At 65.4% G+C, this 12,375-nt stretch carries 12 protein-coding genes; 1 reads left to right on the top strand and 11 read right to left on the bottom strand.

What is annotated here, in order from left to right; genetic code table 11:
- Positions 1-33: 33 nt before the first annotated feature.
- The 10 genes from IQ782_RS06720 to IQ782_RS06675 form a co-directional block, all read right to left on the bottom strand.
- The gene (locus tag IQ782_RS06720) at positions 34-1,398 is read right to left on the bottom strand and encodes a glutamine synthetase family protein (protein ID WP_194133861.1); all 1,365 of its coding nucleotides are present in this window, start codon (positions 1,396-1,398) and stop codon (positions 34-36) included.
- On the bottom strand, positions 1,395-2,081 hold the full coding sequence (locus IQ782_RS06715; protein ID WP_194133860.1) for a type 1 glutamine amidotransferase: 687 nt from the start codon (positions 2,079-2,081) through the stop codon (positions 1,395-1,397). Before IQ782_RS06715 ends, IQ782_RS06720 begins: the two co-directional genes overlap by 4 nt.
- Positions 2,082-2,145: 64 nt before the next feature.
- A complete protein-coding gene (locus IQ782_RS06710) occupies positions 2,146-3,489 on the bottom strand; it encodes a glutamine synthetase family protein (protein ID WP_194133859.1) in 1,344 nt (447 codons plus the stop codon).
- Between the two features lie 207 nt (positions 3,490-3,696).
- Positions 3,697-4,506: an ABC transporter permease gene (locus IQ782_RS06705; RefSeq protein WP_194133858.1), complete on the bottom strand. Its 810-nt coding sequence runs from the start codon at positions 4,504-4,506 to the stop codon at positions 3,697-3,699.
- A complete protein-coding gene (locus IQ782_RS06700) occupies positions 4,503-5,384 on the bottom strand; it encodes an ABC transporter permease (protein WP_194133857.1) in 882 nt (293 codons plus the stop codon). Before IQ782_RS06700 ends, IQ782_RS06705 begins: the two co-directional genes overlap by 4 nt.
- A 52-nt stretch (positions 5,385-5,436) precedes the next feature.
- The gene (locus IQ782_RS06695; RefSeq protein WP_194133856.1) at positions 5,437-6,159 is read right to left on the bottom strand and encodes a transporter substrate-binding domain-containing protein; all 723 of its coding nucleotides are present in this window, start codon (positions 6,157-6,159) and stop codon (positions 5,437-5,439) included.
- A gap of 50 nt (positions 6,160-6,209) precedes the next feature.
- The gene (locus tag IQ782_RS06690) at positions 6,210-6,992 is read right to left on the bottom strand and encodes an ABC transporter ATP-binding protein (RefSeq protein ID WP_194133855.1); all 783 of its coding nucleotides are present in this window, start codon (positions 6,990-6,992) and stop codon (positions 6,210-6,212) included.
- 146 nt (positions 6,993-7,138) lie between these two features.
- Positions 7,139-7,579 (bottom strand): tellurite resistance TerB family protein, encoded by a 441-nt coding sequence (locus tag IQ782_RS06685; RefSeq protein WP_194134079.1) that lies wholly within the window; start codon positions 7,577-7,579, stop codon positions 7,139-7,141.
- A 106-nt stretch (positions 7,580-7,685) separates the two neighbouring features.
- Positions 7,686-8,090: a TerB family tellurite resistance protein gene (locus tag IQ782_RS06680; protein WP_194133854.1), complete on the bottom strand. Its 405-nt coding sequence runs from the start codon at positions 8,088-8,090 to the stop codon at positions 7,686-7,688.
- Positions 8,091-8,237: 147 nt separating this feature from the next.
- A complete protein-coding gene (locus IQ782_RS06675) occupies positions 8,238-9,026 on the bottom strand; it encodes a 23S rRNA (adenine(2030)-N(6))-methyltransferase RlmJ (protein ID WP_194134078.1) in 789 nt (262 codons plus the stop codon).
- A gap of 356 nt (positions 9,027-9,382) precedes the next feature.
- Between IQ782_RS06675 and IQ782_RS06670 the strand changes: the two genes are divergently transcribed.
- On the top strand, positions 9,383-10,510 hold the full coding sequence (locus tag IQ782_RS06670; RefSeq protein ID WP_194133853.1) for an acyltransferase family protein: 1,128 nt from the start codon (positions 9,383-9,385) through the stop codon (positions 10,508-10,510).
- An 89-nt stretch (positions 10,511-10,599) separates the two neighbouring features.
- Here the strand turns inward: IQ782_RS06670 and IQ782_RS06665 are convergent, their stop codons facing one another.
- A complete protein-coding gene (locus IQ782_RS06665; protein ID WP_194133852.1) occupies positions 10,600-12,243 on the bottom strand; it encodes a CTP synthase in 1,644 nt (547 codons plus the stop codon).
- Between the last annotated feature and the right edge of the window lie 132 nt (positions 12,244-12,375).

Here is a 12,375-nt window from a genome sequence, read left to right as displayed (position 1 = left end):
GCGCCCCCGGCTCCTGCCTGGATGCCGCGCAGCTCAGACGTTGAGCAGCAGGTGCTCGCGCTCCCACGGCGAGATCACGGCAAGAAATTCCTCGTACTCTGTGCGCTTCACGATCGAGTAGACGCGGGCGAACTCCGGTCCCAGCACCTCGTGCAGCTTGGTCGCCTCGTCGAAAAGGTCGAGCGCCTGTCCCAGCACGCGCGGGATGTCACCCTCGCCCTCGTAGGCGTCGCCGCGGAACTGCTTGGAGGGGCGGCGCTCCTCCATCAGGCCAAGATAGCCGCAGGCCAGCGAGGCGGCGATGCCGAGGTAGGGGTTGCAGTCCATGCCCGCGAGCCGGTTCTCGACCCGCCGCGCCTCGGGTCCCGAGATCGGGATGCGGATGCCGGTGGTGCGGTTGTCGCGGCCCCATTCGAGGTTGATCGGCGCGGCGCTGTCGCGCACGTAGCGGCGGTAGCTGTTCACGTAGGGGGCGAGCACCGCGATCGCGGCGGGCAGGTAGGTCTGCAGCCCGCCGATGAAGTGGAAGAAGGCGTCGGTCTCGCCGCCCGCCGGGCCCGAGAAGATGTTGCGGCCGGTCTCGCGGTCCATCACCGAATGGTGGATGTGCATGGCCGAGCCGGGCTCGTCGGCGATCGGCTTGGCCATGAAGGTGGCGAAGCAGTTGTGGCGCAGCGCCGCCTCGCGGATCAGCCGCTTGAAGTAGAAGATCTCGTCCGCCAGCTTCACCGGATCGCCGTGCTGGAGGTTGATCTCGAGCTGGCCGGCGCCGCCTTCCTGGGTGATGCCATCGATCTCGAAGCCCTGCGCCTCGGCGAAGTCGTAGATGTCGTCGATCACCGGGCCGAACTCGTCGACGGCGGTCATCGAATAGGCCTGGCGGGCGGCGGCGGGGCGTCCCGAACGGCCCATCATCGGCTCGATCTCCTTGGCGGGATCGACGTTGCGCGCCACAAGGAAGAATTCCATCTCGGGCGCGACGATCGGATCCCAGCCCTGCTCCTCGTAGAGCTTCACCACGCGCTTGAGCACGTTGCGCGGCGCGTTGGGGATCGGCTTGCCCTTGCGGTCGAAGGCATCGTGGATCACCTGCAGCGTCCAGTCGGCGGTCCAGGGCGCGGCGGTGGCGGTGGTCATGTCCGGGCGCAGGATCATGTCGCGCTCGATGAAGCCGACGGTCTCATCCGCGGCCTCGCCCCAGTCGCCGGTGATGGTCTGGTAAAAGATCGACTCGGGCAGGTGGAAATAGTCCTGCCGGGCGAATTTCGAGGCCGGCACGGCCTTGCCGCGGGCAATTCCGGGCAGGTCGGCGATCACGCATTCCACCTCGTCGAGGCGCCGGCCTTCCAGGTAGGCGGTGGCGGGGAGGGGAAGCTGGTTGGTCCAGTCTTCGGTCATGCGAGAGCCTTTTGCTTGAAGAAATGTGCGAACTGATCGGCAATGGCGCGCTGGTCGAGCGGGATGCCGAGGGCCTGGCCCGCGGCGTCGAGCCGCTCCTGCGGCACCACGCCGGGGCCGCGAGTCTCGATCAGCGCGCGGGTGAAATCGTCATTGAATTCCGGGTGCGGCTGTACCGTGTAGGCGTGGCCCGGATAGAGCAGCGCGGCATAGTCGCAGTAGTCGGAACTGGCCACGACCTCGGCCCCCTTGGGCAACTCGGTGACCTGGTCTTGGTGCCAGGCGTTGATCACTTTCTGCTGCCCGTCCCTGAACCGGTAGGTGGTCGGCCCGACGACCCAGCCGCCGGGGTGTTTCTCGACCTTGCCGCCGAGCGCCTGGGCGATGATCTGATGGCCGAAGCAGACGCCGATCAGAGGCTTTTCGGCGGCATAGATGTCGCGGATCAGCTGCTCGAGCGGCGGGATCCAGGCATGGTCCTCGTAGGCGCCGTGGCGCGAACCGGTGATGAGCCAGCCATCCGCCGCCTCGGGGCCGTCGGGAAATTCGCCGTTCACCACCGACCAGCTTTGGAAATCGAAGCCGTAGTCGGCGAGCAACCGGGCGAAGAAGTCGGGGTATTCGCCGGTCTCCGCCGCGAGTTCCGCGGGCACGAGGCCGGTTTGCAGTATGCCGATTTTCATGGATCACACGTTGGTTTTTCTGGCCTGAAGGTAATCTTGCCGCAAGGGCGCGGCAAGACCGTGGTCAGACCGTGTCGAGGTAGATCTCCACCTGTTCGAGCGGCGAGAGCTCGGTCATGTAGAGCTGCTCCTGCCGCTTGGTCAGCAGCAGGTTGCGGATCAGCTCCTGCGGCAGGATGCGCGGCATGATCTCGCTCGTCTCGAAGGCGTCCATCGCCGATTCCCAGTCCGCCGGGATCATCGGCAGATCCTGCGCATAGGCATTGCCGGTGATCGGCTCGGGCGGCTCGATCTCGTCCTCGATCCCGTTGAGCGCCGCGCCGAGGATGGTGGCCATCAGCAGGTAGGGGTTCACGTCGCCGCCTGCCACGCGGTGCTCGATGCGCCGCGCCGCCGGGCTCCCCGAGGGCACGCGGATCGCCGCGGTGCGGTTCTCGTAGGCCCAGGAGATGCCGCAGGGGGCGTGGTTCTCGGGGATCAGCCGTTCGTAGGAGTTCAGATGCGGCGCGAAGATCAGCGTGCTGTCGTGCATCGCGTTGACGCAGCCGCCGATGGCGTGGCGCAGCACGTCGGTGCCCTTCGGGCCGCCGTCGTCGAAGATGTTGTTGCCCTCTTCGTCGAGCACCGAGAAATGCATGTGCATCCCCGAGCCGGCATAATCCTCGTAAGGTTTCGCCATGAACGACGCGGCGAAGCCGTGACGGCGCGCCAGCCCCTTGAGCAGCATCTTGAAGAGCCAGGCGTCATCCGCCGCGCGCAGCGCGTCGTCCTGGTGCATCATGTTGATCTCGAACTGGCCCAGACCCGCCTCGGAAATGGCGGTGTCGGCGGGGATGTCCATGTCCTCGCAGGCGTCGTAGAGGTCAGTGAAGAAGATGTCGAAGGTATCGAGGGCACGGATCGACAGCACCTCGGCGGCCTTGCGGCGCTTGCCCGAGCGGGGCGAGACCGGGACCTGAAGCTTCTTGGCGCTGTCGTCGATCAGGAAGAATTCCATCTCGAGCGCGACCACCGGCGTCAGCCCGTGGCGCTTGTAGCGGTTGACGACCTGCGCCAGCGCGTGGCGCGGATCGCCCTCGTAGGGCTTGCCGCCCTCGTGGAACATCCAGATCGGCAGCAGGGCGCTCGGCGCCTCGAGCCAGGGCATCGGCACGAAGCCGCGCTCGGTGGGTTTCAGAACGCCGTCACGGTCGCCGGATTCGAAGACCAGCGGGCTGTCGTCGATGTCCTCGCCCCAGATGTCGAGGTTCAGCGCCGAGAAGGGGAAGCGGGTGCCGTCCTCGACGACCTTGTGCGCGAAGCGGGAGGGGACGCGCTTGCCGCGCGGCTGTCCGTTGAGGTCGCATGCGGCCACACGGATGGTGCGGACCTGGGGGTTCTTGCGGAGCCAGGTTTTCGGGTCTGTCATTTTCTGTCCAAGAATTTGATCAAATTCAGCGTAGCGAGTCGCATGCAGGCTGGCAAGCGGGGGCAGGGGGGAAGAAAGCGAGTATTTTTGGAAAGATGAATGGCTGGGCGCTGGACATTCGGCCGGGTCGCGGCGGGCCGGTCCGGCCAATAAGAAAGCCGGAGGCGCGCGGCGTCCGGCTTTCCTGTGCCTGTCTTGGCTCCCGCCTCACCGCATGAGAAGGCGCGGGCGCATCCGCATCTTCTGGCGGCGTTCCTTCGGCAGGTGCCGGTTCAGGCGCTTGTTGATCAGCCCGAAGACCCCCACCACGCACAGCGTCAGCAGGATGAAATAGCCCGCGAGGATCGGGTAGGGGACGAAGGGGTTGAAGGTCTTGTCGGCGAAGTAGTTGGCGTAATAGAGCGCGTCGCCGCGCTGCTGCCAGGCCGGGAAGCCCGAGAAGAACACCAGCGTGGTGGCGTGGAAGAGGAAGATCGCCTCGTTGGTATAGGCGGGCCAGGCCAGCCGCAGCATGGTTGGCCAGATGATGCGGCGGAAGCGCGGGAATCCGGAGAAGCCATAGGCGTCCGCCGCCTCGACGTCGCCTTTGGGCACCGACAGCAGCGCGCCGTAGAAAATCTCGCCGGTATAGGCGGCGGTGTTGAGAAACAGCACCAGCGCCGCCCCGAGCCAGGCGGAGGTCAGCGGATCAAAGGCTGAAGAAACGCTCTTCAGGCTGAGAAACAGGAAGTAGGCGAAGAAGAACTGGATGAACAGCGGCGAGCCACGGAAGACGAAGATCACCCATTCCGCGAGCTTGCGCAGCGGCGTGATCTTCGACGCCTTGCCGAGCGCCAGCGCGGTGGCAAGGAAGAAGCCGGTCACCAGCGCGACCAAGCCGAAGTAGATGTTCCACAGCATTCCCGAGCCGATCAGCGTGACCTGCTGACAGAGGGTAAAATTGTCGCGCGGCAGCAGCCGCTCGCCGATGCCGATCGAGCGCAGCCCGTAATCCGCGATGGTTTCCCAGCAGCTCATGACGCCTTCCTCTGCGCTTCGCCGCCCATGGTGGCCTGGCCGTGGGTGAGCCGCCTCATGATTCGGTCCAGCACGATTTCCGACACGCGGGTGAAGGCGAGGTAGAAGACCAGCAGCGCCAGGAAGTACCACACGCGCCAGTCGGGGTGCGGGTAGTCGGTGAACTTCGCGGTCTTCGAGCCGCCCAGCTCGCGCGCCCAGTAGACGATGTCCTCGACGCCCAGCAGGAACAGCAGCGGCGTGGCCTTGATCAGCACCATCCACAGGTTCGACAGGCCCGGCAGGGCATAGACCCACATCTGCGGCACGAGGATCCGCCAGAAGGTCTGGCGGCGGGTCATGCCATAGGCCTCGGCGGTCTCGAGCTGCGCGTGCGGGACGGCGCGCATGGCGCCGAAAAGCACGTTCGCGGCGAAGGCGCCGAAGACGATGGAGAAGGTCAGCACTGCAAGCGAGAAGCCGTAAGTCTCGTGCACCCATTGGGCGGCGGTCGAGAGCGGCAGCTTGGCCTCGGGGCAGACCACGAAATCATTGCCCTGCCGGATCGGCTGATCCCAGTCGGGGCATTTTACCTGGTGCCGCATCCACTCGAAGAATTGGTCGAGGGCGATCACGAAGAACAGGAAGAAGGCGATGTCCGGCACGCCGCGCACGATGGCGATATAGGCCTTGCCGAGCCAGGACAGCGGCGGGAAATGCGACCGTGCGGCCATGGCACCGCCGAAACCGAAGGCCAGCGCGACCGGAGCGGTGATTGCCAGCAGCAGCAGCACGGTGCCCACCGAGACATAGATCGACAGGTGCTTGCCCGTGGTCAGGTAGCAGCTCAGCCATGCCAGGCCGTCGATCGCGTTAGGGTCGGTACACCAGGAGAACATGTCTTATCAGCCGTAGGCGAGGGGGCCGCGCGGCCCCCTCCCGATTGTGCGCTCAGAAGGCCGCGCCGATTTCCCATTTTGCCAGCAGCGCGTTGAGCGAGCCGTCATCCTTCATCGACTGGATCGCAGCGTCGAACTTTTCCTTCAGCTCGGTGTCGCTCTGGCGCAGACCCATGCCGACGCCGCCGCCGATCAGCTCGTCCTTGTCGAGCAGAACCACGTCGTCGCTCTCGTCCGCGACCGGCACGAGGTAGCTCTTGTCCGCGAGCACCGCGTCGGCCTCGCCGTTGCGCACGGCGGCGACGGTCTCGTCGGGCGTGGCGTATTCCACCAGCGTTGCACCCATCTCGGCGACGAAGGCCGCCTGGATGGTGCCGGTCTGCGCGGCGATCACCGCAGCCGACAGGTCGATGTCCTCGTTGCCGGCCAGCGCCAGGTAAGCCGAGGGATCGGGCTGGGTGTAGTTCTGGGTGAAGCCGATGACTGCCTCACGGTCGGGCGTGATCGACATGCCGGCCATGATGGTGTCGTAGTTGCCCGACACCAGGTTGGGGATGATCGAATCCCAGTCGTTGGTCACCCACTCGCAGGTGACTTCGGCGCGCTTGCAGAGCTCGTCGCCGAGCTCGCGCTCGAAGCCGTCCACCTCGCCCTTGTCGTTGATGAAGTTGTACGGAGGGTAGGCACCCTCGGTACCCATGCGCACGACGTCCTGGGCCAGCGCCATCGAGGCGGTCATGGCCAGCGCAGCGGTGCCGAGAAGGATGGATTTCATAGTATTTGCTCCCTGGTTAGGTACGGGTCCGGGGTGGTCTTTGCCGCCCGTCAGACGTGGCTGGTCGACCGCAGGAAGCCCCGCAGCCGCTCTGATCTCGGCGCGCCGAACAGCTCGGCCGGTGCGCCTTCTTCCTCGATGAGGCCCTTGTGCAGGAACACCACGTGATCGCTCACGTCATGGGCCATCTTCATGTCATGGGTCACGATGATCATGGTGCGCCCTTCGGAGGCGAGATCCTTGATCACCTTGACGACCTCCTGTTCGAGCTCGGGGTCGAGCGCCGAGGTCGGCTCGTCGAAGAGCAGCGCCTCGGGTTCCATGCACAGCCCGCGCGCGATTGCCGCGCGCTGCTGCTGCCCGCCCGACAACTGCGCCGGCCAGGCGTCGGCCTTGTCGCCGATGCCGACCTTGTCGAGATAGCGCCGTGCAGCGGCCTCGACCTCGTCGCGCGGTCGGCCCAGCACGGTGAGCGGCGCTTCCATCACGTTTTGCAGGATGGTCATATGCGCCCAGAGGTTGAATTGCTGGAACACCATCGACAGGTTGGTGCGCATGCGCAGCACTTGCTTGGGGTCGGCGGGGCGGCGGTGATGACCGGTGCCATGCCAGCGCACCGGCTCGCCCTTGAACAGGATCTCGCCCTGCTGGCTGTCCTCGAGCAGGTTGCAGCAGCGCAGCAGCGTCGACTTGCCGGAACCCGAAGAGCCGATCAGAGACACCACGTCGCCGCGTTTCGCGGTGATGCTGACCCCCTTGAGCACTTCGAGCTCGCCGTAGGCCTTGTGCAGATCGCGGATCTCGATGACTGGAGCTTGGGCTGTATCGGTCAAGCCATACCTTCTTGGGCAATTGCTGATATTGGCGGCGAGAATGAGCGAAAATACGGCCGATTGTCCATGCGCAAAAAGGCCTGCCTTCTCTGGGTGGCGCGGCGTAAACGGATAGGTGCCCGGATTTCAGCCGCTCTTCGGACGGTTCAACCCGCGGCTTCCACCCTTTGCCGCGCCAGCGCCGAATCCCTGTCGTTGATGCCAAGCAGGTTCGACACGAGGCGCAACAGCGCATCCTCCTCGTCGTCGCGGGTCCCATCCGCCAGCGCCACCTGCCACAGCGCCTCGATCACCGCGATGCGATCCTCGTAGGCGACGGCGTCCTTGATGGCGCGGGTGAAGCGCACCGTGTCGGGCGCTTCGGCCTCCAGCGCCTCGGCGTCGCGGCGCAGGCGCGCGGCCTCGAAGGGCGAAAGCCCATAGCGCGTGGCGGCGATGCGATCGATCCGGTCCTGCTCGGACTGGTCATAGGTCTCATCTGCGCGCGCGACGCGCACGAGCAAAGCGCAGAGCGCCAACCGCGCATCGGCGTCGGGCAGGAGCTCGGGGCCGGGATCGACCAGCCGTTTCAGGAAATCCGCAAACATGTGCAAGATATAGCCGTGTCTTCGAGCCGCGCCAACGCCCTGCGCGCATTCGTGTCCAGAGGCTGCGCGCGGCGGCACTCGAGAGGTGGATTGTTGCGGGCGGCGGCTAGATCGCGCGGCTTTGCGAGAGGTCGCAGGGGGCGACGAATAGCAGATGCTCCGAGAGCCAGATCGCGGCTTGCAAATCGCTTGGCGCGGGATCGCTGCCGGCCATGACTTCGCAGAGGCAATGCGCCAAGGCCAGCCGGTCGCGATAGGCGACGGCGCGGGCGAGCATGGCAGCGAAACAGGCGGTGTCGGGCGCGGCGGCGGCGACCGCCTGGCAAGACAGCCGCATTTCCGCGGCTTCGCGTGGGGTCAGCTCGTGACGGCGCGCCAGCACCGCATCAACGAGCGCCACGCCGATGAGCGGCGTTTGCTCCTGTGCCTCGGCAGCGGCGCGCAGCAGCAGGGCCCCGAGCGCCAGCGGCACGTCGCAGGGTTCAAGAGGCGTGGCCTCGGGGGCCGCCATCCAGAATCTCAACCCGCGCGCCATAGGGATCGGGACCGGCGCGCAACGGCGTGCTGCAGGGGGGGACGTGGCATCTTGCTCCCGTTGGCTTGTGTCAACAGGATTACTTTGCGTCAGCTTTGAAGAGCGGGCAATGGCCGAAAACGATCAGCCCAGGGCACCGGCATTGTGCAGCCGATGCGTGAGGTCTGCGGCTGCCTCGGCAAGGCCCCAGGGCGGGTTCACGACGAACATGCCAGAGCCGATCATCCGATGGCCCTCGCGGACGGGGGGGAAGCGGATCTCGTGACAAAGCGCGTCGGGGAAGTCCTCGGTGAGGGCCGCGAGCATGGGCACATGCGCCGCCGAGCTGAGGATCGGATACCAAAGCGCCAGAACCCCGACGTTCCACTTCTTCGCAATCTGGCGAAAGAACTTTGGCAGTTCCACGTAATCCTGCTTCAGCTCGTAGGGTGGATCGACCAGCAAGACGCCGCGGCGAGGATCGGGGGGGCAGAGGCTCTGCGCGAGGTCGAAGCCATCCTGCCGATGGATCGAGATATTGGGCGCGCGCAGGGCGCGGGTCAGCGCTTGATGTTCCTGCGGGTGAAGCTCTGCGAGGTGGATCTTATCCTGCGGGCGCAGCAGCTTTGCCGCGATCAGCGGCGAGCCGGGATAGGCGTTCGACCCGTGCTCCCGGCGCACTTGGGCGAGCGCCGCGAGATAGGGGTGATCGCTGCGAAAGACCTTCTGATAGGCCTCGATTCCCTGCGCCGCCTCGCCGGTCTTCACCGCCTCCGCGGACGTCAGGTCGTAAAGCCCGCGGCCCGCGTGGGTCTCAATATAGCTGATCGGCTTGTCCTTTTTCGTCATGTAGGCAAGCAGTTCAGCGAGCAGCGCGTGCTTCTGGAGGTCGGCGAGATTTCCGGCGTGGAAAGCGTGTTGGTAGGAGAGCATCGCGGCCTCGGCAGCTGGGCGGATCGGGGAAGGGGCGGGCAAGGCGAGGACCCCTGCGTGCATGGCCCCGGCGCACCCCGTGTGCATCCTTGCGCAGATAGACCCTGCGCACCGCGAAGTCGAGTGCGCAGCAAATGGGCATTTGGCGCATCGGAGGGCGCGCGTGTGGCGGGACACCGCCAGCCGAGGCGAGCGAAGTGGCAACTGCACACTTCATGCTTGTCGCGGGTGAGAAGCTGGGCAACGCTCCCCGCCATTGTCCGAAGTGATATTTGAAATTTCTCGCGCACTCCCAGCCAGCGATTCCGAGGCCTCACTCCGGCGCAGACGCCAGGCCGTGCGCAAAGGAGCATACCGTGACCATCAATGATTACATGGACGCAGCCAAGGGACGGCCAAGCGGATTCGACTACATGCGGCTCATTCTCTCGGTTCTGGTTCTGGTGATTCACAGCGGGCAGATCGCCTACGGCCACACGATCTACATGAATGCCGTCTGGGGGCATTTCCCGATCGACGGGTTGGCGATGACCGTGCTGCCGATGTTCTTCGCCTTGTCGGGGTTTCTGGTCGCGGGAAGCCTATACCGATGCCGCACCCTGCTCAGTTTCATGGGTCTGCGGTTCATCCGCATCTACCCGGCGCTGGCGGTCGAGGTGACGATCTCGGCGCTGCTCATCGGACCGTTGGTCACCAGCCTCAGCTGGTCGGACTACTTCACCCACGAGGGCTTCTTCCGCTACCTGTTCAACGTCACCGGCCACGTCAGCTCCGCGTCGCTTTACCTGCCGGGGGCCTTCGAGGGAAATCCCACGCCGGGCATGGCGAACGGCCAGCTCTGGACAGTGCCCTACGAGTTGATGTGCTACATCGGCCTTGGCGTGCTGGCGTTGCTGGGCGCGCGCAAGGACCGGCGCGTGCTGCTTCTAGGCTTGCTGGCCTTTCTTGCGATGTCGGTGATCAAGATGGGGTTGAAGACCGGGTGGCAGTTCGACGCCTGGGTCGGGCCGGTGACCGGACGGGCGCTGGTGCTGGCCTTTCTCTGCGGGGTCACGCTGCACGCCTACCGCGACAGGATCCACGTTCGTGGCTACCTTGTGACCATCGCCGCGGCGGTGGCGGTGATCTCCTTCAGCCTGAGCGGGCTTGGTCAATACGTGGGAATCGCGGCGGCCTCCTATGTCACCGTGGCGCTGGGGATCCTGAACCTGCCGCGCCTCGATCTGCTCAAGCAGGCAGACCTGAGCTACGGCATCTTCCTTTATCACTTCATCATTCAGCAGCTGGTCGCATACCTGCTGCCGGGGGTGCACGAATGGTACTGGATCGCCGCCATCTCGCTGCCGGTCACCCTATTGGTCGCGCATTTGTCCTGGGTCGGCATCGAGCGACCGGCGCTGAAGCTGCGCCAGCAGGTCTTTGCGCTGGAATGCAGGATCATGCGCAGCCTGCCGGCGCTGTCGGGATGGCACACGCCGGTCTAGCGGAAGAGGGGCGGGAGCCGTGATTCCGCAAAAGAAAACGCCCCCGCGGATCTCCGCAGGGGCGTCCTTGTTTCAGCCGGTGCGCCGGGTCACACCAGGCGCGAGACCTCTTTCGCCGCGCGGACGAAATCCTTGAACAGGGGATGCGGGTCGAAAGGCTTCGACTTCAGTTCCGGGTGGAACTGCACGCCGATGAACCACGGGTGATCCGGCCATTCGACGATCTCGGGCAGGCGACCGTCGGGCGACATGCCAGAGAAGCACAGGCCGCCCTTTTCCAGCGCCTCGCGGTACTTGATGTCGACCTCGTAGCGGTGGCGGTGACGCTCGTCGATGGCGGTGGTGCCATAGACCTGAGCCACTTTCGAGCCCTCGGTCAGCACCGCGTCATACGCACCGAGCCGCATCGTGCCGCCCTTGTCGTCGGCCACCGAGCGGTTGACCTTCTGGTTGCCCTGCACCCATTCCTTGAGGTGGTAGACCACCGGCTCGAAGCGCTTCTCGCCCTTCTCATGGTCGAATTCTTCCGAGCCCGCCTTGGCCACGCCCGCGACGTTGCGCGCCGCCTCGATGACCGCCATCTGCATGCCGAGGCAGATGCCGAGGTAGGGCACCTTGTGCTCGCGCGCGAACTGCGCGGCCTTGATCTTGCCCTCTGTGCCGCGCTCGCCGAAGCCGCCGGGCACGAGAATCGCGTCGTAGCCTTCGAGATAGGGGGCCGGGTCTTCGCGCTCGAAGAGCTCGGCGTCGACCCAGCTGACGTTGACCTTCACCCGGTTCGCCATGCCGCCATGGGTCAGCGCCTCGGCGATCGACTTATAGGCGTCCTCGAGCTGCGTGTACTTGCCGACGATGGCAACGTTCACCTCGCCCTCGGGATTGTGGATGCGCTCGGAGACGTCTTCCCACTTCTCGAGGTTGGGGCGGGGTGCCGGGGTGATGCCGAAGGCGTCGAGCACCGCCTGGTCGAGACCCTCGCGGTGGTAGGCCAGCGGCGCGTCGTAGATCGACGGCAGATCCTGCGCGGCGATCACCGCGTCGGGGCGGACGTTGCAGAAGAGCGCGAGCTTTTCGCGTTCCTTCTGCGGGATCGGGCCTTCCGAACGGCAGACCAGGATGTCGGGCGCCAGACCGATCGAGCGCAGCTCCTTCACGGAGTGCTGCGTCGGCTTGGTCTTCAGCTCGCCGGAGGCCTTGATGTAGGGCAGCAGCGTCAGGTGCATGAAGACGCACTGGCCGCGCGGCTTGTCCTGGCTGAACTGGCGGATGGCTTCGAAGAAGGGCAGGCCCTCGATGTCGCCGACCGTGCCGCCGATCTCGCAGAGCATGAAGTCCACCTCGTCCTCGCCGATCGAGATGAAGTCCTTGATCTCGTTGGTGACGTGCGGAATGACCTGGATGGTCTTGCCGAGGTAGTCGCCGCGGCGCTCCTTCTCGAGCACGTTGGTGTAGATGCGGCCCGAGGAGATGGAATCGGTCTTGCGGGCCGGAACGCCGGTGAAACGCTCGTAGTGGCCGAGGTCGAGATCGGTCTCGGCCCCGTCATCGGTGACGAAGACTTCGCCATGCTCGAAGGGGCTCATGGTGCCCGGATCGACGTTCAGGTACGGATCGAGCTTGCGCAGACGGACCGAGAAGCCCCGCGCCTGTAGCAGCGATCCGAGCGCCGCCGAAGCAAGCCCCTTGCCGAGTGAAGAAACGACACCGCCGGTGATGAAGATGAAACGTGCCATTGGCAGCGCGACCCCGTGATTTGCGTCAAAAAGGAGGACACCCACGGTCCGAAGACCGCAGCATCACGGGAGTCCACGTATAAAGGATTCGGGCCGCACTGTCTAGTCAACCGCAAGATACTGTTGCGGCTG

The organism is Salipiger mangrovisoli, from assembly GCF_015223355.1.
GTDB lineage: Bacteria > Pseudomonadota > Alphaproteobacteria > Rhodobacterales > Rhodobacteraceae > Salipiger > Salipiger mangrovisoli.
This window is presented reverse-complemented; position numbering and strand designations above follow the sequence as displayed.